Consider the following 26,777-nt stretch of genomic DNA (forward strand, 5'->3'; position numbering starts at 1 on the left):
ATATATCGAGTAGGTGCGTCCTAAATTTTAAAAAATGAAGGGATGAGCAGCGTGCATGATATAGAGCTAAGAAGGCCGCGATTAGTAGACGTAGAAGAACTGCATCAATTTTTTAGTGCCGTTATAAAGGATACGTTTGCAAAAGAAGGCTTGGCTGATTTACTGGACGATATCGAGCACGAATATGTGAGTAAACAGCAATATTTAAAGTCTGACTTGGACAGCAGCGGAAGAGACCGATATTTTTTAATAGCTGTACATCAACAAGATAAGCAAGTGATCGGTACAGTTGAGTGCGGCCCTGTTAGCGAATTAATTAAAGATTGCACGGGACAAGCATGGTACGGCGAGTATGAGATAGGAACGTTATATGTACATCCGAATTATCAAGGACGGGGTATTGGAACATTACTGTTAAATGTAATGCTTCTAACTTTGCAGAGTCGGGGCATTGACGAATTTTGTTTAGATAGCGGCTATAAGAGTGCGCAGAAAATATGGATGAAAAAATTAGGTGAGCCCGCTCATTGGTTGAAGGACCATTGGGGCGAGGGTGAGGATCATATGATATGGCGAAAAAATATAAATGAGCTGCCGCTTACGTTTAAAGCCTAGATGCTCCCGTTCAGCACTTTGGAGACAAAAAAGCAGTAGTTGCCATCAATTTGTGTACCCGATCCATAATGGCATAATATTACTGAATGACTGTAGGGGTTTTTGAAAAAGGGCAGCCCCGTCTATGTGAGACGGAGCTGCATGTAGGATGTTTATGTACAACTGCATCAAGAATGAGGCACTTTGATATTAGGTGGAGCGGTGGCTGTAATGGCTACTTTTTTATCACCGTATGCAATAAATGTAATCCCACCCAAGACACATACGATAGCGGTAAAATGAACCCATGTCAGCTGTTCTTTTAATAGGACGGCTGAAAGGATCAGACTTGTGATCGGAATTAAGCCAGTCAGTACGCCAGCTGTACTGGCAGGTACGTTAGTCAGCCCTTTGTACATGAGTAGGAAGGCGATAACGGTTACGACGACGCCAAAATAAATGATGAGCAGCCATGATTGCAGACTGAGGGCCGCGAAGTCGAATGACGCAGCCTCAACAGCTGCGAACGGTGCAAACAACAGCAAGCCGATGACGCTCATTGCTGTGGAAATGGCAAGCGGGGAGAAGCGATTTGATACCGACTTGCCTAAAATGATAAACAGCGCCTCGCAGACAACAGAGGCGAAGACGAGCAAATTGCCGAGCCAAGAGAGCGCACCGCGGCTGTCTGGTGTAAACTCGCCGAGCAATTGCACGGCCATTGTACCTGTGATTGCAAGTAGGATGCCGACTATTTTGAGCATGGACAACTTTTCTTTAAGAAACAAGAAGGCGATTAGGCCGACAACCGCAGGAATCGTGCTCGTAATGATGCCGCCTTCACTCGCTGTTGTAAACTTAAGCCCATACAGCATAAAGATGTTGAACATAAATACACCCGCAAAGCATTGCAAAAATAAGGACCAACCATCTTTGCGCGTCACAACGGGAAATTTTCCTTCCTTGATCAGCAGCAGCGGTACTAAAATAATGGTTGCGATCAAAAAACGCATACCGGTAGCCAGCCATAAGGGCAAGCTTAATACGATCATTTTACTTGCCACAACAGAGCTACCGACAATGCTCATTGCTAGTATGATATACAAATATGACAGTGTTATTCTGTTCATTTGGCAGTCTCCTGATCGAAAGGGCTGCGAGCATTAGATTTTATAAACTCAGCGCTGCCTTGGATATCGTCACATGCTGGCTCTGCTGCTGTTGAGTTCGTGGACGACGTTGCGACTGCAACTGCCGACGCTGACGCTAATCTTGCCGTGAAATCAGCTCGCAGCAGGGCGTACATGGCGATGTCGACATAGCCGCCTTTTTCAAATTCGGATTGCCGCATCGTTCCTTCATATTGAAACCCGAGCTTGGTCAGCAGCTTCTCTGATCCGACATTTTCTGGAATGATTTTAGCCTCGATCCGATTGAATTGGAGCTCCTGAAAGCCAAAGGCAACTACTTTACGTCCAACTTCGGTCATCACACCTTGTCCCCAATGCGAAAAGGCGAGATCGTATCCGATTTCCGCGCGTTTATGTTCAGCTGCAATGTAGAAGAAGCCGCACGTTCCAATCATACGTCCACTTGTGCGGTCCTCGATACCCCAGCGTATTCCCGTTTGGTTATGTAAAATGCTCGCATACCATTCGATTTCCTTTAAGGCATCTTCATGTGATCCAAACGGAGACAGCGGAATATAGCTGCACACCTCTTCGTGTGAAAAAATAGCCCATACATCATCGGCATCTGCCGTTGTCACTTGGCGCAGCACAAAGCGGTCTGTATGTAGTGTGGGTACTTCACGAAATAGATGTAATGGATTTGAAAATTGGGTAGTATCGGATGTGGAGTTTGTGGTAGTCGGATTCGAAATCGGATTCATTAGCGATTCTCCTTTTGACCTGTAGTGAATAAACTTCCTTTATTTTACTCCTTATTACGGATAGAAAGTAGATCCAATATGGAGCTTTTTATGAATAAAATAGAGGGAGTAAGAAAAAACAGACCGAAGCCACCGCTGTATCGGTGTCTCGATCTGTTTGATAGGTAAGGCCTCTTAATTTATAAAGCTTGTTGTAGTCCATTAGGTGCAACAGTTTGCATGACTGTTGAAACCATGTCTTCCCCGGCTAAGGAGCGGATAACCCAAGTGGATAAGTCAATAGCAGCTAGGCAACCAGCCGCTGTGGCAATTCGGTCTTGAATGACAAACGGTCGATCGACTACCGTAACTCCATACGCTTGGAGCATTTCTCTCCGTGTAGGATACGTTGTTGCCTCACGATTTTCTAATAGTCCCAAGGCGGCAAGCATTAGAGTTCCAGAACACATCGCGCCAATAAATTGTTGATCGGGGTTGAGTGTTATTCTGCTCAGAAAGGAGGGATCGTTTATTAATTCAGGCACCTTTTTTCCACTTGTAAAAAGAACAGCATCGGCTCTCGATGCTTCTTCTAACATGCCCGATGTAGAAATAACCATGCCCGCATCCGATACGTGTTCTTTTTTAGTTCCTAGAATGTTTACTTCCCAATCGCTCCTACCTCCATACAATCGGACACGGTTTAGAAGATCCCAAGGCAAAAATAAGTCCAAATCGGTAAATTCATCCCATATGATTAGAGCTACTTTCATGGTGTTCACTCCTTATGCCTAGAAATGAAGTGGTTTTCATTTGGAAATTCACTTATTTGAGTAACTTATATGACCGCTTGCGGATGGCTTGTACTAACGTGTGCCGCAGCGCGAGCATTGCTTTCGACTTGTGCAATGTCTTTACAGCCTGGAATGACGCATGTAACCGCCTCATGCTTCAAGCACCAAGCCAATGCCCATTCGGCCATATTCATGCCTGCTGGAACTTCGGTCTGCATAATGTGCTGCACCTGTTCAAGCTTCGCGTAAACAGCCTCCTGATCGTGCTTCTGCCGCACATCGTTAGCAGCAAATTGCGCGCCTGGCTTGTACTTGCCGCTCAAGTAGCCGCTAGCAAGCGGAACACGCGCCAGCACGCCCAAGTCCTGAGCCTTGCAGGAGTGGAACACGTCGGCTTCTGGCTCGCGGTCAAGTCGGTTGTACACGACTTGAATAACGGACGCGCCGACTTCCGTAGCGCGCTCGGTTTGGTGCATGCTGTTGCTTTTATTTAACGACAAGCCGAGGTGACGAATCTTGCCGGCTTGGACTTGCTTGTCGAGCAACGTCCACAGCTTATCGTTGTTAAAGTCATCGTCTGAACCCGAATGGAACTGGTACAAGTCGATGTAATCGGTTTGCAACGCACGCAAAGAGTTGTCCAACTGCACAAGCACTTCATCTGCACCATACTGCGTAGTGCGATCCATATGTGCATGGAATTTGTGCCCGAATTTCGTAGCAATGACCCAGTCTTCGCGCTTGTCACGGCTTACAAAATCGCCGATAAACGACTCGGACAGGTGGTCGCCATAACATTCCGCGGTATCAATAAAGTTAATGCCTAGCTCTTTGGCACGGCTTAAAATACCATCGACTTCAGGCTGTGTATAATCACGGCCCCACTCCCCGCCAAATTGCCATGTGCCGAGTCCAATGACGGACACGTTCAAGTTCGATTTTCCTAATTTGCGATAGTTCATGTTCATGTGATTACCGCCTTTCGTTATTAATTGTACTCTCTTTATTGTAATACAGCCCTCACAGCAAAAGCGAGCGGTTGCCCGTCTCGAAGAGAAATGAGATAAATGAGCAATATGTACGCCGCTCTTGTGTCCAACGGTACAACTAGACTGGCACACAAAAAAGAGCCAGCCCTAAGGCTAGCTCTTCCATCTATTGTTGACCATAGGCTTCAAGGAAGCCGCAATCTGCCTACGCAGTCTACTGTAGTCTAGCTTAGGTCTAGCTTAGTCTTCCCAGTCCACTTTCAATACGTTACCCGTTGTTGCAGATACGTCGATTTTTACTTCACGGCCATCGTTCGTTTTAATTTCAACTTCGTACTCGTATTGGTTATCATCTTTGTCCAGTTCAATTTCTACGACTTTGCCAGACACTTTGTTGAGCGCGATGCGAATAGCTTGCTCTTTCGTGATTTTCACTTTGTTAGCAATCGCATTTCCATTGGACACGTTCTTTTTTGCAACGACGGACTTCACATTGTCGTCATCGTCACGATCATCGCGGTCATCATCTTGGTCGTGCCATGCTTTGCCTGTCAAAGCATCGACATACACGTCTTTGTCGTCATTTGTGTTCTTGTAGTCGATATGATAGACAAGACGTCCGTTTTCTTTTTCCAACTCGATGTCTTCGATCGTGCCGTTGTACAAGTTCAAAGCCAATTGCTTCGCTTGCGGGCCTGTGATTTTCACTTTTTCCGCATCCGTCATGCTTACATCATCGTCCAGCTTTGCAGCCGCAAATTTGCTGTATCTATTGTCATCATCATTCATCGCGTGCACCCCAGCGCTAACTCCACCCAATGCCAATGCTCCTACCAATGTTGCGATTACGAATTTTTTCATTTTCAATTCCTCCTCAAATTTTCGTCCGTTTGTTGTGCGAACTTCTTTCTTGATTACATCTTATAATTTGAAAATGAGAAGACAACGACAGTTAGATTAGAAAACGATGAGAGTTTGCTTAGATTACTAGTTTACTTTGAATATTTTTCATCACGGATATCCATAGAGGGCAACCATCATTCGAAATAAATGAGATACAACAAAGACGCTTACGTGATAGGATTCAAACCCTAACGTAAGCGCCGATAAGTTCGTGTACTCTATGGTGAATCAGGTTTAATTAATCTTCGTCTTCCCAGTCCACTTTCAATACGTTGCCCGTTGTTGCAGATACGTCAATTTTCACTTCACGGCCATCGTTCGTTTTAATTTCAACTTCGTACTCGTATTGGTTATCATCTTTGTCGAGTTCCACTTCTACGACTTTGCCAGACACTTTGTTAAGCGCGATGCGAATAGCTTGCTCTTTCGTGATTTTCACTTTGTTAGCAATCGCATTCCCATTGGACGCGTTCTTTTTTGCAACGACGGACTTCACATTGTCGTCATCGTCACGATCATCGCGGTCGTCATCTTGGTCGTGCCATGCTTTGCCTGTCAAAGCATCGACATACACGTCTTTGTCGTCATTTGTGTTCTTGTAGTCGATATGATAGACAAGACGTCCGTTTTCTTTTTCCAACTCAATTTCCTCGATCGTGCCGTTGTACAAGTTCAAAGCCAATTGCTTCGCTTGCGGGCCTGTGATTTTCACTTTTTCCGCATCCGCCATGCTTACATCATCGTCCAGCTTTGCAGCCGCAAATTTGCTATATCTATTGTCATCATCATTCATCGCGTGCACCCCAGCGCTAACTCCACCCAATGCCAATGCTCCTACCAATGTTGCGATTACGAATTTTTTCATTTTCAATTCCTCCTCAAATTTTCGTCCGTTTGTTGTGCGAACTTCTTTCTTGATTACATCTTATAGTTTGAAAATGAGAAGACAACGACAGTTAGATTAGAAAACGATGAGAGTTTGCTTTGTGTTTGCTTTGAAAAAGGAGAACATAAAAAAGAGCTGCCGTAGCAGCTCAACTTTACATTCGCGTAATGACTTCATCCGCTCACGCTTGCTTTTTACTTTTTCACAACGGGTATCCATATTTCACTTTTGAAAGTGGGTGAACTCACATCTTTATGCTCATTCCACAATATCTCCGGTCCTTCGATAAGTTCATAGTTGGACGACGGAATCCATTCGGAATAAATGCGGCCCCATATCTGTTGCAGCGTCTCCGGAAACGGCCCGATCGCTTCGAATACAGCCCATGTAGAGGCAGGCACTTCAAGCGGTGTGAGGTGCGCCGGACAATCTTTCGTCGTGGCTACGCCTATATAGTGATCGAGTTCTCCTTTTTCCTCCAACCTGCCCTCAGAAAAGTTCGTAGATGCACTGATTAGCCCTGCCGGCTCAACATTGGAAAGATTTTTGAGTGTCCGGATCGTCTCAAGGCCTAAACTTTTCCACATAGAAGCAATCTCTGGGTTCACCCCATTGAACATAATGGGCACCCTTTTATGAATCCCAACGATACGAAAGCCCTCTTTTTCCTCCATTCGGTAGTTCATTTCAGTTCCTCCTTTAATGCTAATTTGAAAAGTCATTCGCGGGTAAGCCTTCAGTGGATGGCCACTATTTCGGGCTTCTGACGGGGTGATACCGTGTAACTGTTGAAAAGCCCGTGCAAAAGAATCAGGTGAGTTGTACCCGTATTTGATGGCCAGGTCAATGACCTTCACGGGGCTGTCTTTAAGCTCAAATGCTGCACAAGTTAGCCGTCTGCGGCGGATGTATTCCGATAGCGAAATGCCTGCAAGCGAGGAGAACATTCGCTTAAAATGATATTCGGAGCAGAGCGCTATCCTTGCGACTTCTTTAAAGTCAATCTCATCGGTAAGATGGTCTTCTATATACTGTATCGCGCCATTCATGCCCTGAAGAGAATCCATCGTCGATCACCTCCTTGGTTATAAGAATAGCAGGGGTTGAATGTGTCGATCCGACATTTCGTGCACCGTTTTGTCGGGATCATTTAGGGTTTCCAATCTAAATACTCGGCAAATGTGGAGGGAGAAATCGTTTTTATTTGGTTCGTATGTGTATCAATAATGACCAGATCGGTACTACTGGACTTATGCATGTTTGCTAGTAAATAATCTCCATCTGGAGAAGGTTTAAAAGGCCAAAAAGTTCGATCTGTGACTTGGATAGAAGTTCGGTTATTTTCGCTTAATGATTCGATATGGACGATATTTTTCGCGTTAAACAGTTGATAGGCTAAAAACTTTTTGTTAAAAGAAAGAGAAGGGTGAGCAGCATTACGTTTATACACATACTTGTTATGGTTGACGATGTTGTATGCTCCAATATTGGAATGAGCAGGGTTACTGTCGTCCGTATACAGGACTGTGTTGGAATCTAGCCAATCGTAGTAAGGGGATTCGATGTTCGTAATCAGGGTTAATTGTTTGCTATCCAAATTGTAATAGGCTAATTGATTGTTCGTTATGAAACTAATTGCGTTTCTGCTAGGGACAAATTTGGGATAGGTTACTTTTTCACCGGAGTAAAGATGTTGCCTTCGTGTATAGGAGCCATTGTCGTCCCAAATGGCATAGACGTCCTGAATATTTGAGTTGCGTTGATTATCAATCACGGCAATGAGCTGGTCTGGGTTGTTCACGTTGTACTGTGGTTGATATATCACGTTACGAATTTCAGTGGTGACCTCTTTTTTGGGATCATATTTAATTAGGGGAACGACGGGTGCTCCATTTCTTTGCATCATTATTATTTCACCATTTAATGTTGCGAAATCTTTATCTTTATTAAATAGGTACAAGGTTGCTAGGGCGATGAGCAGGGCGGCTACCCCGCCGATTAGCCATACGGCATGTTTGTTCATTTGAATCATTGAATTCACCATCCTTTGTATGAATGATAATTAAGAATTAATTTAAATTATTGCAAATTTGTGTGCCATATACAACAAAGACGCTTACGTGATAGGATTCAAATCCTAACGTAAGCGCCGGTACATGCATGAACTCAATTGTAAAAGATTAAATTAATCTTCGTCTTCCCAGTCCACTTTCAGGATTTTCCCCGTTTTAGCGGACACATCAATTTTGACTTCACGACCGTCTGTTGTTTTAATTTCAATTTCATATTCGTATCTATTGTCGTCGTTGTCCAATTCGACCTCTGTAACCGTGCCAGCTACTTTGTTCAGTGCAATTTGGACAGCTTTGTCTTTCGTAATGTACTGTTGTTTGTTCGAAGGCTTGGTCGTAGAAGTAGACTCCTTTTTCTTAGGTGGAGTAACTTTCACTTTATCATCATCGTCATCGTCAGTTTGCCATGCTTTACCTGTGATCGCGTCCACATAGACGTCGAAGTCGTCATCGGTATTTTTAAAGTCAACATGGTAGTAGAGACGTCCATTATCTTTTTCCAGCTCGATGTCTTCAATTGTACCATTGAACAATTTCAACGCCGCTTGCTTTGCTTGCGTAAACGAAATTTTCACTTTGTTCTTATCTTTTTTGCTTACATCATCGTCTACTTTAAACATAAGCGACTTAAATGGTTTCTTGTCGTCGTTATCATCGTCATTATTGTTATTTTGTTTGGAAGTTGCTTGTACAGTTGAAGCAGTAGCGACCGCCGTGTTGATTTTTTCTGCTGCTACTTTCACGGCTACTGGGCTAGCACTAACAGGATTCGTGTCGTTGCCGTTGCCGCTCATTGCGTTTACGCCAACACCGATTCCACCTAGTGACAAAGCTCCAATTAATGATGCAATAACAAATTTATTCATATATATCCTCCTCAGTTGTGTTTGTTGTCGGTTTGTTTCTGTGTGATTAATATCATCATAAGATATAAAAATGAGAAGTTCGCGATAACAACATTAGAAATTGATGAGAACGGTGAGATCTAATACGAATTTATATCATATATCGGAATTTGTTGCAAATTGATGAATAGCACGGTGGGGAAAAATGGTGGGCTGCAATTTTTCGAATCAGGGGAGGTTATGGCGAGAAGGATACAACCTATAACGGTTACCACAGCTGCTATTTTGCCAGATTTGCACGTTTTCGATTTCTAACGGATGCCAGAGCGCTTATTTGATGATCGGATACGACATTTAAGCCATTTTCATTAAAATAAGCGCTAGCATAACCTTTAGATTTCAAATGGTATCTCATTCTAGCAATTAGCGACTGTGGTAACCGTTAGAATCGAAAGGGAGATTCTATACATCGCTGAGGCTGCTCTAACTCCAGCTGCAACTGAAACTCCGGCCTCAGCTCCAGCTTCGGCTCCATATCCATTTCGCATCTACACGGCATTAAAAGCAGGCGGATACTGAACTGTTCCGTTAATCCCACTCAGTGAACCACTCTTCGTTTCAAGCACCATAAATACTTCAGCGGGAACGGGGAATGGACACGCAATTCCTTTCGTATGTGCGGGTACGAAACCGAACTTCGGATAATAATCAGGATGACCTAGCACGACAACGTGCTCATACCCTAGTTCTTCGCACTTTTTTAATCCTGCTCTAATCAAGGCAGAGCCTATTCCTTGTTGCTGGTAATCAGGTGAGACAGCCATGGGAGCAAGTCCTAATGTGGGTACGGTTCCGCTGCTCGTTTCAATCGAGATCGTACTGAACATCACATGTCCAATGACTTCAGCGCCTTCGTTAGTAACGGCAACCAAAGATAGCTCGGGAACAAAAAACGCAGATGCTCGGATCGCTTCTACCAGTTTGGCTTCGCCTTCCCCCTTGAAAGCGAGGTTGTTTACCGTTCGAATGGCCATTATATCTTGATGTTGCTCGGGACGAATGTTAAACAATGAAGGTACTTCCCTTCCAAATTTAATAGTTAATTTACATTTTGAAGTATATCTTGTATTTGAAAATGGAACAAGCATGCTGTGCTGGTCGCAAGTTGGTACCTAAGCAAGCAAAGGGAGGGTGTAGGAGTGTTTGTCCTAGCCGCTCCCTTAAGTAGGGTTAAGCCACAATATAATAGTTGCGTAAAGAGTTATTGATCAATAAAAAAGGTCGAGTTCGGTTCCAAATTGGTTCCCGAATTCGACCCTTTTCGCTGCCTTAAACGTAGACTAGCGCATTTTTTTGCCTAGTATGAAATGGGTGACCCGTCTATGATTTGCGGGATCCCGTGTAAGAAGTTGCGTGTTCGTTAGTCGTCCCATGAGACAGACGTTTTACCCGTGTAAGCATTGACCTCAACCGTTACCGTTTCGTTGTTGGAAGTTTGAATTTCAACTTCATATTGAGCGTCATCTTCTTCATATTCGATCTTTATAACGGTGCCTTTTACTTTTGTAGTAGCAATTTTTTTGGCTTCCGCTTGAGAAATTATCGATTGCGGCTTCTTTGTAGCTCCCGTTCCACCTGTGCCACCCGTTCCACTAGTTCCTTCGGTTGGCTTGGCAGGCTGTTGTTTCTTCTTCTGTGTGCTCGAAAACTCAACCCCGCCAGTCCGTTTGTTGACTTCAACAATAGACTTGGACTTTGCAGAATCTACGGTGACAACGTAGACGTCCACACCGTTGCGCTTGCCTTGCTTAAGTTGCGTCACTTTGCCTTGAGCTTTTTGCAGTGCAATTTGCTTCGCTTGTTGTTCGGTAATGGATTTCGTCCCGGGCGGTTGCTTCGGTTTGTCCGGGGTAGTTGGTGTAACCGGCTTAGGCGTCACCGTTGACCCGTCAGGATTGTTAGGCGTCGTTGGTTGAGTGGGTGTTGTTGGCTTGCCGTTCACCTTTTTGTTCACGAGTGCTAAGTGAAGCACATCACCCGTTGATGCATCTGCTTTAATGTCATATGTGCCGTTCTCATTATGCAATTTCATTGTGTACACAAAGTTGCGACCGCTTGGCTCAAGACTAAGGTCGGTAATCTCGCCGGGGTACTTTTCCATGATGTGCTTCCGCATCTGTTCTTTACTGAATAAAGCATGGTCTTCCTTCGCGAATATGAATTTGACACCGAGCAATATTGCGATAAGGATGACCGCCGCGCCGACTAGCGCGAATATTCGGTTACGTTTCATTTGCATCATAAGGCATCACCTAATCGTTTGCATTTTAACCATACTATAAAGCATGAAAATGAGAAATTACTGAGAAAAACCGCTAATCAGTCGCAAGTGTGAAAATTTATTTGTGCATTGTGCATTGTGCATTGTGCGTTGTGCATTGTGCGCTATGCGACATACGACATACGACATGCGTTAGGCATGTTACACCTGCTCGTGTGCGGCGAAAGGTATGGTAACGATAAAGGATGTGCCTTCTCCTTCCCGACTGTCAATTTCAATTTCCCCACTGTGGGCGTCTACAATTCGCTTGGCGATGGACAAGCCCAGACCTGTGCCACCCGTTTCCCGACTACGTGCCTTGTCTACACGGTAGAAACGGTCAAAAATATGTTCAATATCTTCCTGTGGGATGCCGATACCATGATCTTTCACTTTGAAAAAGACACCCGCCTGACTGTGCTGCGACGGTGCGTCCTGTGCCTCATGCGTATATCCCACATGCAGCTCAACCGCATGGCTGCTATATTTAAGCGCGTTATCAAGCAATATGTACATGAGCTGCTTTAATTTTTTCTCATCGGCATCGCCAATGATGTCGTGCTCAGCTCCATGGAACGTAATCGTACGATCGTGCACCATTTTTAGCATCTTAATCGTTTCCTGGCCGATCGCCGTTACATTAACTTTCGACAACTGAATGTCCCACTCTGCATCTTGTCCAGCCAACGACAGCATTTGATTCGCCATATCTTTCATCCGCCCGGCCTCCGCATAAATGGCGTCAACGGATTCCGCCAGCACTTCAGGGTCATTCATTCCCCAGCGCTTCAGCATGCTGGCGTAGCTCTCGATGACGGTAAGCGGTGTCTTTAACTCATGCGAAGCATCCGAAACGAATTGCTGCTGCTTGTCAAAATTGTCTTTAAGCAGGTCCATCATCTTGTTAAACGTGTTGCCGAGCTTGTACAACTCGTCCTTTGAACTGCCCTTCAGCTCGAGCTTCTTAAACATGCTGCGGCGCTGAATTTCTTCCATCGTCCGAATTAAGTTGTTAATCGGACGTAATATGACTTGGCTTAACATTCTTCCCGCCAAGAAGGAAGGGACAAGTACGACTAGCGACGCGACAATTAAGATGTAGCGAAGCATTTTTAAATTCTCTTCCATGGAGGCAAGATTTTCTGTCACTTCGAGCACGGCGACTGACCCGTCTTTCCATATAAGCGGGACGTAGGCGACGGCGAGCGTCATGCCTTGAATTTGTTTCAGTTCTTCTGTCTGGACGTTTTTGTACGTCTTAGGCAGTTTTTTATATTTTAAAAGATCAGCTTCTGTATGGGCAGTTGCTGTGTTGGCTACGCTATTACCGTCTGGCTTGATAATGCGGAGCATGCCATCGGGCGGCAAGTAAGCGTCAAGCAATTCTTTAACTGGAATAGAGTTAAGATCAAACTTGCTAATGCCTGTCGCGATCTGCTCTGCGTGCAAGCGTACCCGCTCCAGCTCCTCGGACGTCGTCATTCGGTAAAAGAAAACGAATATCGACGTATTAATGACGAGCGTAATAAGAATAAGCCAGACGGTAGAGTACAAATGAATTTTGTTTCTTAAATTCATACGCAGCTACTCCTTCATCACATACCCGACTCCGCGTACCGTATGAATAAGGGTAGTCGCGAAGTCATGGTCCACCTTTTTACGTAAATAACGGATATACACATCGACCACGTTCGTGTCGCCATAATAATCAAAGCCCCACACATTCGTCAAAATTTGCTCGCGATTCAGCACCTGATTCGGGTGATTCATTAGAAAGACGAGCAAGTCGAACTCTCGTGGCGTGAGTTCAATTTCTTTCTCACCGCGTTTCACGCTGCGGGCTTTTTCATTGATCGTTAAATCACCGATCTGCAATAGGGATTCCTTAATTTCGACTTCTTTATGCATGAGTTGATGAATACGCAGACATGCACGAATGCGCGCAAGTAATTCTTCAATTTGAAAAGGCTTCGTAATATAGTCGTTCGCACCGAGATCAAGCCCGCTTACTTTATCAGGCACGGAATCTCTAGCTGTAATTAAAATGACAGGCGTTACATTGCCTGTAGCCCGAATACGTCGTAGCACCTCAAGTCCATTCAGCTCAGGTAGCATCACATCGAGCAGAACAAGATCCCATTGACCAGCATTAAATTTACTCAGTCCTTCGGTACCTGTCCCCGCAATATCGACGGTATATCCCTCATATTCCAGCTCTAGTTTCATGACGCGTGCAATTTTTGCTTCATCTTCAACGATCAGAACGTGCCCACTTACACTTCCATTTCCGTTTCCGTTGTTCATCATTTCGTCTCCTGTTCAAGAGTAGTTCCCTTTTGTTGTCAGTAGCTTATACAAGCATAATAATTAATACCCCGTTCATCAATAAATAAATACGTGCAGATTTAAATTAATGATAAATGCAAGTGGGCTTGACGGCTATATAAAGTTACGTCTATTCTTAACACGATGGTACCAGAATTATAGATTTCAGTACCACCAACGCCGATAGTTCTAAGTTTTCGCAATACATTTTCGCATAGGAGGTCATGAACTCACTGTTATGAGGGATCGAATCAGGACTGCCGCTATTGCATTATTAACGGAACGAGGATTGAAATTTACGACTCATGAGCTTGCGGCACGATTAGGGACAAGTAAAAGAACGATATATCAATACTATGAATCGAAAGAGCAATTGATCAGCGCGATTGTCGATGAATCTATTGCTGAGGTGATCCAGACAGAGCAGCACATCTATAACGATTCTGCCTTGACCTCTGTGCAGAAGCTATATGCGGTGCTGTCTATCGTCCCGCAAGGATTGCGCTTAGGAGACAAACGTCTTCTCGCTGAGATTAAACGATATGCTCCGTTAGAATGGGAGAAAATAAATAAGTTGCTGCAAGAAGAGTGGGGGACGGTTACCGCTATCGTAGAAGCGGGGATAGCTAATGGGGAATTTAGACCCGTGCATGTGCAGACGATTATTCAGATGATGAAGGGAGCGTCTGCGGCTATTTTTGACCCAGAATTCCTTATGCATTCATCTCATACGGTTACACAAAACGTAGCCATAATGGTTGATGTGCTTGTCCATGGACTTTGTAAACAAACCGAATCGAAAGTCGATACATGTGAGTGAGGGGAGTCTTGCAGTATGATTCGAGCGATGCGAGCTTTATTTTGGATCACGGACATCTTTTTTATAGTGTATTGGTTGATGACCGCGCTATCTTTATTTCCGCCGGAGGTCGTATACAACGATTATACGAATCCTATTCTTGTGGCTTGGAACTGGTCGTTTATGCCGCTTGATTTACTCATATCAGCGACAGGTTTTTATAGCTTGTGGTTGCAGCGCAAGCAGCAAGAATTGTGGAAGCCATGGGCCTTAATATCACTTGTGCTGACTTCCTGTTCAGGCTTGCAGGCGATTGCATATTGGTCGCTCCGCCTAGAGTTCGATCCGTTCTGGTGGGGACTCAATTTGTATTTGCTGATTTATCCTTTGATATTTATCCCTTGGTTAGTTCGTAAAAGTGTAGCGCGAACTGTGTAGGCGATAAGATGCAATCTTGATTCTCCGCCACATAACAGTCAATTTCATCGTGACAGGTTTATTGCGTTTGCCCTCTTTTTCTACTAAGCTATTGAATAGAACGTATCCTTTTATTTCATTGAAGAACATGAGGTGTTATTAACATGTTAAGTACCCCTATTGGTCGCTTGCGTGTAGTCGGTATAATCGAAGGTATTTCATACCTCGTCCTGTTGCTTATCGCAATGCCGCTAAAATATTGGGCTGACTTTCCTCAGGCCGTAAAAGTTGCAGGTATGGCGCATGGCGTCTTGTTCTGCCTCTATGTGGCTGCTGTCGCGCATGTGATGTTTGCGCATCGTTGGCCGATTGGCCGCGCAATCGTCGCGATTGTGGCATCACTCGTGCCGATCGGGAACTTCTGGTTCGATCGTCAATTGAAGCAAGAGCAGCAGCATAGATCCTAGTTTCAGTCGATCCGGCTGAGCTAGCTCTATGACCGCGCATAGGCAGTGAAGGCCCGATCCCCATGACATGGAGTTCGGGCCTTCTATTATTTATACGTCGGGATCATTTTCAAAAACAATGTCATACTCCATGCGCTTCGCTGTGCTACGGGCGATATCAACACCGAACGAGCGCTCCTGTCTAACTTTTTTACGTATTCCAGTTGTGCCTCCAAAAGCTTAATCTAAGCTTCCTGTTTCGAAATAATCTCATCCGGTTTATTTTTACATTTTGCCAGAACTATATAAGAACGGGGACAGTGATTTATTAAAAAAGATTGCAGCTCATCGAAAGAAGCTTGTTGATGCTGTAGAAAACGGACTCTCGTTGACAGATGACTACGTTATCAAATTAAGTCAAGAATTAGATGACGTATTGTTAGAAGCCCAGAAAAAGCATCTTTTAAAAAAGGCTCTAAAAGAGATAGCAAGTAGTTTGGAAGAGTAGAGAGTCAAATTTTATTCTTCTAGGGGGGAGGCTATTGCTTGTATAGGTTGAGGTGTGCATTTCTAACCTAATTCATAAACTTCTTGTACAGGAAAATGCACAGCCAAACAAAGAGTCCAAGTGCAACAAATGGTATCCAGAATCCAATATACGATATTATACTCATTTATTGGTTACCTTCTTTCTTTTTAAATAATGAAATGAGATGTCGTTAATGTTAAAAAAAGCTGTTCAGAGTGTTCAAAAAGTGGATGTTCGCAGTATTGTGCCTACTAAATATTTTACAGCAAACCAAGGGGAATATAACAGCTATGATGAGGTTTACAAAGCTTTCGGTAAGACAAAAAAATTGTCCAACGTTTCTAACCATGAAGGAATTGTCGTGAATACGGTCGATGAATTTGCTGCGCTGCTTGCGTATTTAAAAGATCAATCAACAGGAACTGTTACTACTGTAACTAACGTAACGAATGAATCAAAAGTTTCACCACAGCAAACATTCACAAGAACGGTCGACGCTGTAATCTTTGACATGAAACTTTACTGGATTCGTGGTTATGCTACTGTTGACTATGACTCAAAAGGAGTCATATCTAACATATCTGCATCGAGTAGTTTGTTGGGGGTTACTTTTGCGCGGACATGGAAGCCTGATACTCCACACATATCATATGTGGCCGAAAATGAACGAAAAATAACTTACACTGGAACGCTTGATCACAACGTGTTCGTTGGTGGAGTTGGGACAATTGTAAGTGAACGTGTATCCGACTGGGCTAGCTCTATGATCGCGCATAGGCAGTGAAGGCCCGATCCCCATGACATGGAGGTCGGGCCTTCTATTATTTATACGTCGGTATCATCTTCAAAAATAATGTCATACTCCATGCGCTTCGCTGTGCTACGGGCAATATCAACACCTAACAAGCGTCGCACAATATGAAAGGACATATGGATGCCCGCTGAAATACCGCCTGAAGTCAATAGATTGCCTTCATCCACATACTTTACATCGCGCACAACTTGCACCGTTGGGAACTCGCTCTCGAAGCGCTCGTAACTCGCCCAGTGGGTTGTCGCTCTTTTTTCATCCAACAATCCGGCTTTAGCTAGCAATAAAGATCCTGTACACACGGATGTCATCAGTTCTGTTAATGGCGCACGCGTCTGTATCCAACGAATCATTGATTCGTTATGAATCTCTCGTTCTCTCGCTCCCCAACCACCGGGGACGACAACGATATCAAAATGAGGCGCATTCGCGAAGCTATAGTCGGGCTGTACTTTTAGCCCGTTACAAGCCGATATCATCACTCCCGCCTCGGAGACGGTACGAACGATAAAAGGAAATCCTTCGTCCTTCGCTACATGATGCTCGTAAGCTGCAACAGAAAATACTTCGAATGGCCCTGCAAAATCAAGCACTTCCACTTCATCAAAAAGTACAATTCCGACACTCCACTGACGCTGTTCGCTCATGTTAAAAAATCCTTTCATAGGGGATTATGCGACTAGACCCGCAATATGTAGTATAAAAATACACTCCACGCTAGCGTTCACAACGATGTTGGTCATGATTGTATACTACAGGTAGTTACTTGTATACATGCATTTTAATGTCGCATTAAAGGTAATCGCACTCGATAACTTCATGAATAACTCTAAGCTATTTAAGGCTACTGCGGCACTACAGATGTTGCTCAACGGTGGCTGTATGGCTGTTTTTATTGAAAATGAATCACATCGTAGCAGCAGTCATACGTAAAAAAACACGATTTCGCCCCGTGCGGGTTTTTCGCAAGCGCGCTAAATTGTGGTATGATTAGTGTATACAGGTTGCGTAGCTAACCTCATTTGAGAACGATACTACTAACATGCTTATGGATATCATAAGGAGGAGCCATGCTGCAAAAATTCGGTTTCTCGCAATACGAGAGCAAAGTTTATGAGACGCTCGTGACGAGCGAAGATGCGATGGACACGACGACATTAGTTAAGCATTCTGGCGTGCCCAAAGCGAAAATATATGAAGTGATTTCCCGGATGATCGATAAAGGATTAATTTTGGATTCGATATCGAACAAGAAGAAATTGTATGCGGCCGTGCCGATGCAGGTTGTCATCGACAAGCTGTCCCATGAGTTCGAGCAGCAGATTGCCCGCTTGAAACAGGTTGGCAAGCAGAAGTCGTATGCCAACGACCAAGTATGGAGCTTAAAGACGGATAGCTCGATCGAAGCATTTTGCAAGCATATGATTGCAGAGGCGAAGCAATCGATCATCCTCTCGATGTGGAGCGATGAGTTTGCGGAAGTGAAGCCTTTGCTAGAGCAGAAGGCGCGGGAAGGTGTACGCGTTGAAGCACTCGTGACAGGAGCCCCGCCGATACACGCAGACATTGCTAAGTTATACACGTTGATTCCGACCGAGGAGCATATGCATCTGGAACGATTTAAGCTTATCGTTGCCGATTCCGAGCAGTTGTTGTTTGCCGGGATGGAAGATGGCTCGTGGAAAGCGATGCGGACGATGGCCCAGCCGTTTGTGAAATTTTTTGTGGAATATTTTTATCATGATGTGGCACTCGCCAAAATTACAGACAAGTATCACGCCGATTTGATGCGCGATGCGGAAATTAAGTCGATTTTGATGCAACTGCGTTACTAACAGTATGAAGAAAGCTCGCTGAACAGACAGCATGCAACTTAATGGTGTAGTTGCATGTAGTCAGTGTGAAGCAAGGGGGATGTCTCGACAGTCATTGAATATGACGGCGAGACATCCCTCTTATTTGTTACTCGCCTAATGTGGACTGTAGATCTGCTAAAGAGTAAAAAAACGTCTCATGCTCGTGTTCATTATCATGTTCAGTTGAGTAAACCACCAGCGGTTATCGGATACAGCTTACCGTCCAAAGCAAAAGACGCTCTGCCTGACTCCTCGGATACGACAAGCACTAGTGCGTCGCTTTGCTCACTTAAGCCCAATGCTGCGCGATGACGGGTTCCCATTTTTTTGCCGATCGGTGCAGTACGGGTTAGTGGCAAAATGTTTCCAGCTGACACGATGACGTTAGAGCGAATAATAACAGCACCGTCATGCAGCGGTGTTCCTGGATTGAAAATAGATTCCAATAGCGTATGGGTCAATGTTGCTCCAATTGGCGTGCCGATCTGTATAAGCTCTTCAAGTAAATCCTCACGCTGGACGACAATAAGCGCCCCAATCTTATGCGCTGCCAAATACGTAATGCTCTTCGTCAACTCTGCATATTGTTCGATATACGGTGATAAATAGCAATTTAAGTAGAACGAAGTAGCCGTTGCTTCAATGTGCGTAAAGTGCTGCCGAATTTGTTCGAATAAGCCGAGTAAGCAGCCTGTGTCATGTTGCAGCACTTCTTTGCTGCGCTGAATGTCGATGGATAGATGCTCTAAATCAGCTTGCAGCAGTTGTTTCATCATAGACGTATCGCAATTGCCAAGTTCCATCGTCGTTATACTCCTTATAACGCCCAGACTTCGTATGGTTATAATGTGAGCGAGGGGCCCCTTAATTATTCGACAACGATGCAACGATACGAAATGAAACGAAAAAAGCAGCAAAAGCGATAACAAAAACCCCTGCCGTGCTCCTTCGTACAGAAAGAGAACAACAGGGGTTACACGATATTGAATTATTCAGCTTTAGCTGGAACAGCAGTCTTCATCGGACGTGTAACTGAGAACGCTGCACAGCCAAGTGCAACGACGACAAAGGCACAACCGACCCATGCATTGTTCAGGACAGAGCTGTGATCAATCACAACACCACCAACAACCGAACCTGCCGCGATACCTAAATGCATAATGGATGTATTCAAGCTAGATTGAATTTCCGCTGTTTCCGGCGCACTTTGCATCAAGTAGCTCTGTTGAGCAGGGGATACCGCCCAACTAAGCGCACTCCAAATCATCATTACAGCCATAAACACAAACAATGAGATTTGAGCTGTTAACGGCAAGACGAACATCGTAACTGCAAACGTGGAAACGATAAGCAGTAGCGCACGTTTGGTGCCGAGTTTATCTGCCATCACGCCGCCCATACCACCGCCGGCAACAGCTGCGATACCGAACAAGAAGTACACGATAGTTATCCATGTTGAGTTGAGTTGGAACGTTTCTTGCAAATAAGGCGTCAAGTACGCGTACAACGTTAAATGTCCAGTTAAGAACAGGAACGTTATCAGTTGACCGCTAATGATTTTAGCACTTTTCAACGAAGCGAGTTGTTGACGTAAAGGTACGACAGCCGTAGGTTGAATTTTGTCCAAGAAAGCAAAAATTCCGATCATCGCTACAACGGTAAGAGCTGCAATAAACCAGAATGGCGATCTCCAGCCATACGCGTTTCCGATAACCATCCCGATTGGCACACCTAACACAAGCGAACCACTAATACCCATGAAAATAATACCGATAGCGCGGCCTTTAAATTCAGGCTTTACTAAGCTGGACGCAATCGTAATCGAGAGAACGATGATGAGTGCGCCACCTGCTGCTGACAATGCTCTTGCTGCCATGACCATCGCATAACTGGAGCTAAGCGCAACAATGATATTGGAAATCATAAACACAACCAATGAGATTAAATACAGCTTTTTGCGTTCAACTTTAGCTGTAAGATTCATTAATATTGGTGCTGCAATCGCAAACACAATTGAGAAAATGGTGATCAGCTGTCCTGCCGCACTTACAGAGATGTTCATATCTGCGGCAACTTGGTCAAGAATACCACCGATAATCAACTCCACTGTACCTACGACGAAAGCGGCGATTGCTAAAATGTATACACGAAAGTTCAAACTCCCCACCCTTTGCATCATAAAAAGTTACTACCATTATAGTAACCTTTTTTGAAGTGCGCAACTATTATATTACGTTTAAGGTGCTGTATATATTGGGATTGTATACATTTTATTCGTTGGACTGTGACATAGAAGCGAATCTGGTTCAGAAAGTGCGAAAGTGAAACAGATCTTTAACAGATGTTAAACATAAAAAAGCTGCTTAACACAACTGGTGAAGTGTTAAGCAGCCTAGAGCACTTTATATCATTATATTTTCCATTCACGCAAATCTAATTTACGTGCGCCCTCGACAACATAAGGGTCTTGTTGCGCCAACTGTTGAGCTTCCTCCAACGTGTCGGCAATGTACACGACCATCCCGCCAGAGCCATCGCCAAACGGCCCTTTCGCAAAAATTTTACCCTGCTTGCCCAATTCCTCTAAGTAGGACAAGTGGTTTGGGCGAAACGTTTGGCTTTTTTCAACATCATGCATATGTAAGATTGCAGCAAAATGAGCCATTCTTCGGTCTCCTTTCAAAATGGGAACTCCTTGCGAACAAAAGCGATTTAATTATAGCAAATATACAAGATGTGCTGCTCTATGAGTTTTTGTTTAGTATAATATTCCTGTGAGTAAGGATAAAGAACTAGGAAAATAGTTGTGCTAATTTGACAGGGAGTTGAAGACATGAGTCAGCATCGTATCAACAAAAAGTGGTATGTACTATTGATTGCCGTGTTTATCGTGAGTGCGTGTTCGGCAAAAGAAGAGGCAACATCAGAATCTACACCAGTTGCTACAACAGAATCTACATCAACGACAACGGCTACACCAGAAGCTAAGCCGGAGCCTACACCAGAGCCTCCTGCGGAGCCTGAAAAACAGAAACAACCGGAAATAAAACCTTACGAATCACTCAGTGATTTAGATACGTTTATTATTGAATTTAACAAAACATCGAATGAGTATGGATTTAGCATTAATAAGGATAACGTCGAGGTATCAAGAGGAGAAGAAGTATTATCTTTTAGATATGTATTCAATGATAAAGTGGGGATTATGGGTACGATTCATAAAAATGATCTCACTTTACGTGATGTTGGCGTGATTGGTAAACCGGCAGAGACAGAGAATGAGGTAATTGAGAGATTAAATATAACTCGCTCTTTGATAACTGCTACAAACCCACAACTGTCTGCTGACGAAATTGATCAGGTACTTCTTGATGCTGGCCTATCGAAAGAAATATCGAAAGATAACTCTTTGACAGGTTCCACCGTTCGTAACGGAGTGCAATATGACCTGTCATTTTCAGAAAAAAATGGATTTTTGCTTTTTGCACGTATTGCGAAAAACTAATAATATGAATGCCAAGGGGGCTACCATTTATTTGGAAGGCCCTCTTTTTTTATGCGCACCATTGACATTGGAAAAAGTTTCTGATAATTTATAACCAACGGTTAGTAACCAATGGTTATAAATTATAGATGCTTACATAAAGGAGCGAACAACACTTATGGCAGGAAAAAAAGAGCTGCGCGCAGAGGAGACGAAGCGAGCGATTTTGGCAGCGGCGGGACAGCTTTTTGCAGAGCAGGGATTTGATGTCGTGACGATGAGACAAATCGCCAAAGCAGCCGGCTGTTCGCATACAGCTATTTATATTTACTTTAAAGATAAAGAAGCGCTGTTGCATCATTTGGCCAAGCAGCCTTTGCAAACGTTGTACGAACAAATGGAAGCTGAACTTGGTAATAAGTCGCTGTCACCCGAACAATTATTGAAATCGGTCTGCCGTGTATTTATTTCTTTTTGCCTGACAAATCGAAAGCTATATCATCTGTTCTTTATGGTTAAATCATCACGAGTGGACGAGGAGCAGCCAGCCTTAGAGGTGCAACAGTTGCGCAATGGGCTGTTTGCCTTGCTGCAACGGGCAGTGCATATTTATGTGGCGTCAGCCCACACGGCGCACACGGCGCAAGCTGCCCAAGCTGCACAGTCCAATCTACCGAAAGATACCGTTCTGGCGTACAGCCGCATCGTATTTTTTACGCTGCATGGCGTGATTGGCACTTATGTCGATTCGGAAGAACCGTTCGACATGCTGATGGAAAGATTACATGCGACCATTGACCTTGCATTAGAAGTGATGCTTGCTGGCATAACATCAACGATAAAAAGGGGAGAATGATCATGCTAAAAATCGAACGAGTTTCTGAACATATTTGGAGTATCAAAACATGGCTGCTTATTCCGATTCGCGTCTGGGTAGTTGTGAGCGAAGATGGCGTTACACTTGTGGACGGCGGAATGCCATTTATGGCTAAAGGGATTATGAAATTCATCGACAGCTTAAATGCGGGGCCGTTGCGGCGAATTGTACTCACACACGGTCACTCTGACCATGTCGGAGCCATTCACAAAATCGTAGACAGTCAAGGAACGGACGCGATTTCGGTATACGCACATCGTATCGAAATTCCATATATGGAAGGTCAAATCCCGTATCCGCGGCGCAAGAAGGTAGAGCATAATTTACGTGCTGGACTAGCCCAGCCGCTAAGTGATGATGCCACAGGCGCTTTGCATCCGATAGCTGGCTTGCAGCCTTATTTGACACCGGGGCACTCACCCGGGCATATCGTATACTATCATGAGCAGGATCAAGTACTGCTCGCGGGAGATTTATTTACATCAAGAAGCGGGAAGCTGCGGCGCCCCATGCTTATGTTTACGGCTGATATGGCCGAAGCGGTGAAAAGTAGCCGGATTGTAAGCGAGTTGAACCCGAAACGGCTGGAAGTCTGCCACGGTGGTCCCGTGCTAGAGCCTAGCTGGCAAATAGAGAGTTATATGCAAGGAGTCTCGCTGTTGAAAGGGAACGTCTAGTGGAGAGGGTGTAAACGTAAACGTAAGCGTGCAGGTTTTCTAGACTTTTCAGCTCTATATAGCTACTTGCTGATGGTTATGATTCATCCCACCTCACGGAGTGGCTTGTTGAAGGGTGGATTAGAAGATGCGAATAAGATTGCTGATTCTTCTATTATTTTGCCTCTTAGTAACACTATTGTTTGTATTTTAACAACACCCCCGTTTGTAGCCGCTAACAGACGGGGTAATAAATGCCTGCAATCATACATCTATTTTTCATCAGTTGTGGCCTGAACGTTAAAATAAGTGTAAATATACATCTTTTTCGTCTTTAAAGGTATTCATTAGCTCATCTTGGATTGATATGCCTGCACATTAGCAGGCTTTTTCCTATAATCGTCTATCTCATCTCAAAAGCTGTACTTCTACATTAATTTGCCCCACTTTTGCTTATTGTTGAACGCAATTATTGTCAGCCCAAAAATAAGAGTCAGTAAAATAAATCCAAAATATAACTTCCATATAGAAGGGATTTTGAAAAGGGGAGTAGAATAACTTATATTTAGATAGCTTATCGTATTTTCATCATGGTTGGAGGTCATATTTTGTTACTTTACTTTTAATAAGTATCAGCTGACTTATAAGTGAAATTACTATCAATTAGGAGCTGAACTATGATGAAATATAAGAACTCACTCGCTGGAATTACATCTGACCATTTACAAGGATTTTTTGTGGACTGGCCTAATCCGCCAAGCCCGCAGACTCACTTACTGCTGTTAAAGCAAAGCAGTAAAGTGATTCTTGCAATTGATGATCGTACGAATCAAGTTGTTGGATTTATTACAGCGATAAGCGATGGTGTACTATCTGCCTACATTCCACTTCTTGAAGTGTTACCCGAATACAAACAAAAAGGTATAGGCAAGGAATTAGTAAATCGGATGCTACAAGAATTAGAAGACGTATACATGGTTGATCTATGTTGTGACGATGACTTAGTTCCTTATTATGATAAGCTCGGAATGACGAAGACAAACGGTATGATTAAGAGGAACTATCATAGGCAAGCTGGAAGCCAATAATACATATAAATCATACGGGGTTGTCCCCTAAGTTGATAAGTCGCGTTAGCCACAGTACAGCAGTGGATGAACGGTATGGTTCGTACCTATTTGCTCGCGAACATGGAGAGAGAGGGATGTCTCGCCGTCATTTTCAATGACTGTTGAGACCCCTCTTTTTTATGCTTATGGCCACATGAATCGGTACGAATTACTTCCTGAGGAGGCCGCCAAGTTGTGTGATATGTGTGATATATGTGTGATATAGATATACTCAAACGCCCTCAACGAGTCTTTTGGCACGCCATGATACTTGACGGTATAACTCATCCTCATCAATCGTTAGCAATTGACGATGCTTCATTAATATTTTGCCATTAACGATTGTCGTATCAACGTCAGCGCCATTTGCACTATAGGCAAGTAGGGAATTCACGTTGTGAATCGGTTGGAGGTGCGGCTTTTTCATATTTATTAAAATAAGATCCGCTTTTTTGCCAACTTCCAGTGTGCCAACTTCCTTATCAATCTGGAGTAGCTTCGCACTTTCAGATGTCGCCATGCGCAAAGCTTGGATAGCGGGCATGCGCGTGGGGTCACCGTAGTCCAGCTTTTGCAGCCACGCAGCTGCTTTAATTTCCTCAAACATATCTACCGTAGTCGCGCTTCCCGCTCCATCCGTCCCCAAGCCAACCGTAATCCCTTGCTCCATCATGTCTATGATGGGGGCGATTCCGCAGCCCAACTTCAGGTTGCTAACGGGATTGTGTGATACACCACCGCGCATTCCTTTTAAATAACCTACATCTCTGCGATTCAGGTGAACACTGTGCGCTAACAGGACATGGGCACGGGCAAATAAGCCCTGATGGAACAAGTACTCGGTCGGGGTCTGATTGTACCTTTCCCGAATCTTGCTGACTTCTTCTATCGTCTCCGCCAAATGAATATGAATCGGCACGTTCGTGTGTTCAGCCAGCTTGATCACTTCTTGCAGAGGCTCAGGGGGGCACGTGTAAGGTGCGTGCGGCCCTAACATCGTCGTAATGGTTCCATCCGCTTTCCCTGACCAGCGCTCCACTAAATCGAGCGCTTCTGTCAAGCGACGCCCCCCATCATCCTCTAAGAAGACTAACCCGCGCGTCAATGACGCCCGCATTCCGACTTCTTGCACCGCTTGCGCAATTACATTCATATGAATGTACATATCGGCAAAGGTAGTCGTGCCTGTTTTTATCATTTCGGCCATGGACAGCTTAGCTCCCCAATAAATATCCTCTGGGGTCATTTTGGCCTCCGCAGGCAGCATTTTGTGATTGAGCCAATCCATTAAGATTAAATCATCGGAAAATGCCCGCAACAAGCTCATTGGCGTATGCTGATGTGCGTTAATAAGTCCAGGCATCGCGACATAACCCGCGCCTTGAATCACTTCAGCGGCTGGTTCATGAATGTCTGCTTGCATGGCCGAAATGCGGTCTCCATCAATAAGGATGTCTCCGACAAGAGGAGTGTCAGCAGCCCCCGCTATCATTGTCGCGATAGTCACGTTCTTAATTAGTATTTTAGCCATATCCGTATTAGCCTCCTATACTTATACTCTCAATTCATACCGATTCATCCCAATGAGCTTGCCATTCTTCGCGTAATACGCCCATGCGGATCGAATCATAATGCTGGCCGTTATGGATGCGGCATTTGCGCATGCGGCCTTCGAGCTGCATCCCTAATTTTTCGGCTGCTTTCATCATTCTTTCATTGCCAGACCACGTCGTTAATCCGACTCTTGCTAAGCTCATTTTTTGAAACAAATCATCAATCCATATTCGCAGCGCTTCTGTTCCGTATCCGTTGCTCCAATACGTGGGCTGGTAGATAACGATCCCAACTTCGAGCCAATTGGAAGGCTTATGCTCCCAATAATAACTGACCGTGCCAATGATTTGGTTGTCTACCTCGATCAACATCCAATCTAAAGGGTCAACGGGATTCACTTGCTTCTTATAAAAATGTTCTTCAAACTGCGAGAAAGGTATGATTTCAAGTGGAAAATAGGGTGCATCCCATTGCTTCCAAGCTGGAGTAGGGTCGCCATAAATAAGGTCATACAAAGGTTGTAAATCTTCAGGTTGAATGGGTTTTAAGCGTACTCGCTGCTTGTTGCTCAACATACAATCGCCTCATTTTTATCATGGTGTGTTCAGCTCTTCATCTGCTGCTGAGTATATAGGTTGACC

The 26,777-nt window shown here is 44.2% G+C and carries 30 protein-coding genes; 11 read left to right on the forward strand and 19 right to left on the reverse strand.

All coding sequences use genetic code 11. The annotated features are described in order from the left end of the window. Window positions 1-51: 51 nt before the first annotated feature. Window positions 52-615, forward strand: a complete 564-nt coding sequence (locus KIK04_RS15950; RefSeq protein ID WP_232278763.1) for a GNAT family N-acetyltransferase — start codon at window positions 52-54, stop codon at window positions 613-615. Window positions 616-782: 167 nt separating this feature from the next. On the opposite strand, the gene KIK04_RS15955 is transcribed toward KIK04_RS15950, so the two are convergent. The 13 genes from KIK04_RS15955 to KIK04_RS16015 form a co-directional block, all read right to left on the reverse strand. Continuing rightward, a complete protein-coding gene (locus tag KIK04_RS15955) occupies window positions 783-1,724 on the reverse strand; it encodes a DMT family transporter (protein ID WP_232274613.1) in 942 nt (313 codons plus the stop codon). Then, window positions 1,721-2,485 carry a GNAT family N-acetyltransferase gene (locus KIK04_RS15960; protein ID WP_232274614.1) on the reverse strand — a complete coding sequence of 255 codons (765 nt, stop codon included), beginning with the start codon at window positions 2,483-2,485 and terminating at the stop codon, window positions 1,721-1,723. Before KIK04_RS15960 ends, KIK04_RS15955 begins: the two co-directional genes overlap by 4 nt. A 179-nt stretch (window positions 2,486-2,664) precedes the next feature. Next, window positions 2,665-3,237 (reverse strand): DJ-1/PfpI family protein, encoded by a 573-nt coding sequence (locus KIK04_RS15965; RefSeq protein ID WP_232274615.1) that lies wholly within the window; start codon window positions 3,235-3,237, stop codon window positions 2,665-2,667. Window positions 3,238-3,302: 65 nt separating this feature from the next. Next, complete coding sequence (locus KIK04_RS15970; protein ID WP_232278764.1) at window positions 3,303-4,220, reverse strand: aldo/keto reductase; 918 nt, start codon at window positions 4,218-4,220, stop codon at window positions 3,303-3,305. Between the two features lie 267 nt (window positions 4,221-4,487). Then, entirely contained in the window at window positions 4,488-5,108 is a 621-nt protein-coding gene (locus tag KIK04_RS15975) for a PepSY domain-containing protein (protein ID WP_232274616.1), read from the reverse strand. A 280-nt stretch (window positions 5,109-5,388) separates the two neighbouring features. After that, window positions 5,389-6,015: a PepSY domain-containing protein gene (locus KIK04_RS15980; RefSeq protein ID WP_232274617.1), complete on the reverse strand. Its 627-nt coding sequence runs from the start codon at window positions 6,013-6,015 to the stop codon at window positions 5,389-5,391. Between the two features lie 215 nt (window positions 6,016-6,230). Further along, on the reverse strand, window positions 6,231-7,103 hold the full coding sequence (locus tag KIK04_RS15985) for an AraC family transcriptional regulator (protein ID WP_232274618.1): 873 nt from the start codon (window positions 7,101-7,103) through the stop codon (window positions 6,231-6,233). 83 nt (window positions 7,104-7,186) lie between these two features. Then, a complete protein-coding gene (locus tag KIK04_RS15990; protein ID WP_232274619.1) occupies window positions 7,187-8,068 on the reverse strand; it encodes a hypothetical protein in 882 nt (293 codons plus the stop codon). A 153-nt stretch (window positions 8,069-8,221) separates the two neighbouring features. Continuing rightward, entirely contained in the window at window positions 8,222-8,974 is a 753-nt protein-coding gene (locus tag KIK04_RS15995; protein WP_232274620.1) for a PepSY domain-containing protein, read from the reverse strand. A 527-nt stretch (window positions 8,975-9,501) separates the two neighbouring features. Next, window positions 9,502-10,023: a GNAT family N-acetyltransferase gene (locus KIK04_RS16000; protein WP_232274621.1), complete on the reverse strand. Its 522-nt coding sequence runs from the start codon at window positions 10,021-10,023 to the stop codon at window positions 9,502-9,504. A 350-nt stretch (window positions 10,024-10,373) separates the two neighbouring features. Next, window positions 10,374-11,255 carry a PepSY domain-containing protein gene (locus KIK04_RS16005; RefSeq protein WP_232274622.1) on the reverse strand — a complete coding sequence of 294 codons (882 nt, stop codon included), beginning with the start codon at window positions 11,253-11,255 and terminating at the stop codon, window positions 10,374-10,376. A gap of 180 nt (window positions 11,256-11,435) precedes the next feature. Then, window positions 11,436-12,851 (reverse strand): HAMP domain-containing sensor histidine kinase, encoded by a 1,416-nt coding sequence (locus tag KIK04_RS16010; protein WP_232274623.1) that lies wholly within the window; start codon window positions 12,849-12,851, stop codon window positions 11,436-11,438. Between the two features lie 6 nt (window positions 12,852-12,857). Beyond that, window positions 12,858-13,577: a response regulator transcription factor gene (locus tag KIK04_RS16015; protein WP_232278765.1), complete on the reverse strand. Its 720-nt coding sequence runs from the start codon at window positions 13,575-13,577 to the stop codon at window positions 12,858-12,860. Between the two features lie 259 nt (window positions 13,578-13,836). On the opposite strand from KIK04_RS16015, the gene KIK04_RS16020 reads away from it, so the two are divergent. From KIK04_RS16020 to KIK04_RS16040, 5 genes are all read left to right on the forward strand, one after another. Beyond that, entirely contained in the window at window positions 13,837-14,418 is a 582-nt protein-coding gene (locus KIK04_RS16020) for a TetR/AcrR family transcriptional regulator (protein ID WP_269670952.1), read from the forward strand. 15 nt (window positions 14,419-14,433) lie between these two features. Next, window positions 14,434-14,835 (forward strand): DUF5360 family protein, encoded by a 402-nt coding sequence (locus KIK04_RS16025; protein WP_232274625.1) that lies wholly within the window; start codon window positions 14,434-14,436, stop codon window positions 14,833-14,835. A 143-nt stretch (window positions 14,836-14,978) separates the two neighbouring features. Then, window positions 14,979-15,281, forward strand: coding sequence for a DUF3817 domain-containing protein (locus KIK04_RS16030; protein ID WP_232274626.1), 303 nt, complete (start codon window positions 14,979-14,981; stop codon window positions 15,279-15,281). Window positions 15,282-15,552: 271 nt separating this feature from the next. Beyond that, window positions 15,553-15,768 (forward strand): aspartyl-phosphate phosphatase Spo0E family protein, encoded by a 216-nt coding sequence (locus KIK04_RS16035; protein ID WP_232274627.1) that lies wholly within the window; start codon window positions 15,553-15,555, stop codon window positions 15,766-15,768. 214 nt (window positions 15,769-15,982) lie between these two features. Continuing rightward, window positions 15,983-16,573, forward strand: a complete 591-nt coding sequence (locus KIK04_RS16040) for a hypothetical protein (protein ID WP_232274628.1) — start codon at window positions 15,983-15,985, stop codon at window positions 16,571-16,573. Between the two features lie 41 nt (window positions 16,574-16,614). Here the strand turns inward: KIK04_RS16040 and KIK04_RS16045 are convergent, their stop codons facing one another. Then, window positions 16,615-17,247, reverse strand: a complete 633-nt coding sequence (locus tag KIK04_RS16045; RefSeq protein WP_232274629.1) for a DJ-1/PfpI family protein — start codon at window positions 17,245-17,247, stop codon at window positions 16,615-16,617. Between the two features lie 423 nt (window positions 17,248-17,670). On the opposite strand from KIK04_RS16045, the gene KIK04_RS16050 reads away from it, so the two are divergent. Beyond that, window positions 17,671-18,435 (forward strand): TrmB family transcriptional regulator, encoded by a 765-nt coding sequence (locus KIK04_RS16050; RefSeq protein ID WP_232274630.1) that lies wholly within the window; start codon window positions 17,671-17,673, stop codon window positions 18,433-18,435. Window positions 18,436-18,635: 200 nt separating this feature from the next. Here the strand turns inward: KIK04_RS16050 and cdaS are convergent, their stop codons facing one another. The 3 genes from cdaS to KIK04_RS16065 all read right to left on the reverse strand — a co-directional run bounded on the left by cdaS (window position 18,636) and on the right by KIK04_RS16065 (window position 21,121). Then, complete coding sequence (cdaS, locus tag KIK04_RS16055; RefSeq protein WP_232274631.1) at window positions 18,636-19,259, reverse strand: sporulation-specific diadenylate cyclase CdaS; 624 nt, start codon at window positions 19,257-19,259, stop codon at window positions 18,636-18,638. A 185-nt stretch (window positions 19,260-19,444) separates the two neighbouring features. Continuing rightward, window positions 19,445-20,614 carry an MFS transporter gene (locus KIK04_RS16060; RefSeq protein WP_232274632.1) on the reverse strand — a complete coding sequence of 390 codons (1,170 nt, stop codon included), beginning with the start codon at window positions 20,612-20,614 and terminating at the stop codon, window positions 19,445-19,447. Window positions 20,615-20,866: 252 nt separating this feature from the next. Next, on the reverse strand, window positions 20,867-21,121 hold the full coding sequence (locus tag KIK04_RS16065; protein WP_232278766.1) for a YciI family protein: 255 nt from the start codon (window positions 21,119-21,121) through the stop codon (window positions 20,867-20,869). A gap of 168 nt (window positions 21,122-21,289) precedes the next feature. Between KIK04_RS16065 and KIK04_RS16070 the strand changes: the two genes are divergently transcribed. The 4 genes from KIK04_RS16070 (at window position 21,290) to KIK04_RS16085 (ending at window position 24,561) form a co-directional block, all read left to right on the forward strand. After that, window positions 21,290-21,961, forward strand: a complete 672-nt coding sequence (locus KIK04_RS16070; protein WP_232274633.1) for a hypothetical protein — start codon at window positions 21,290-21,292, stop codon at window positions 21,959-21,961. Between the two features lie 157 nt (window positions 21,962-22,118). Beyond that, entirely contained in the window at window positions 22,119-22,796 is a 678-nt protein-coding gene (locus KIK04_RS16075; RefSeq protein ID WP_232274634.1) for a TetR/AcrR family transcriptional regulator, read from the forward strand. Between the two features lie 2 nt (window positions 22,797-22,798). Then, window positions 22,799-23,494: an MBL fold metallo-hydrolase gene (locus KIK04_RS16080; protein WP_232274635.1), complete on the forward strand. Its 696-nt coding sequence runs from the start codon at window positions 22,799-22,801 to the stop codon at window positions 23,492-23,494. Between the two features lie 659 nt (window positions 23,495-24,153). Then, window positions 24,154-24,561, forward strand: coding sequence for a GNAT family N-acetyltransferase (locus tag KIK04_RS16085; protein ID WP_232278767.1), 408 nt, complete (start codon window positions 24,154-24,156; stop codon window positions 24,559-24,561). A gap of 253 nt (window positions 24,562-24,814) precedes the next feature. On the opposite strand, the gene KIK04_RS16090 is transcribed toward KIK04_RS16085, so the two are convergent. Both KIK04_RS16090 and KIK04_RS16095 read right to left on the reverse strand, forming a co-directional pair. Beyond that, window positions 24,815-26,113 carry an amidohydrolase gene (locus tag KIK04_RS16090; protein ID WP_232274636.1) on the reverse strand — a complete coding sequence of 433 codons (1,299 nt, stop codon included), beginning with the start codon at window positions 26,111-26,113 and terminating at the stop codon, window positions 24,815-24,817. A gap of 34 nt (window positions 26,114-26,147) precedes the next feature. Further along, window positions 26,148-26,711 carry a GNAT family N-acetyltransferase gene (locus tag KIK04_RS16095; RefSeq protein WP_232274637.1) on the reverse strand — a complete coding sequence of 188 codons (564 nt, stop codon included), beginning with the start codon at window positions 26,709-26,711 and terminating at the stop codon, window positions 26,148-26,150. Window positions 26,712-26,777 lie beyond the last annotated feature (66 nt).

Origin of the sequence: Paenibacillus sp. 481, from assembly GCF_021223605.1 — a bacterium.
In the GTDB taxonomy this organism is placed as follows: Bacteria; Bacillota; Bacilli; order Paenibacillales; family Paenibacillaceae; genus Paenibacillus_B.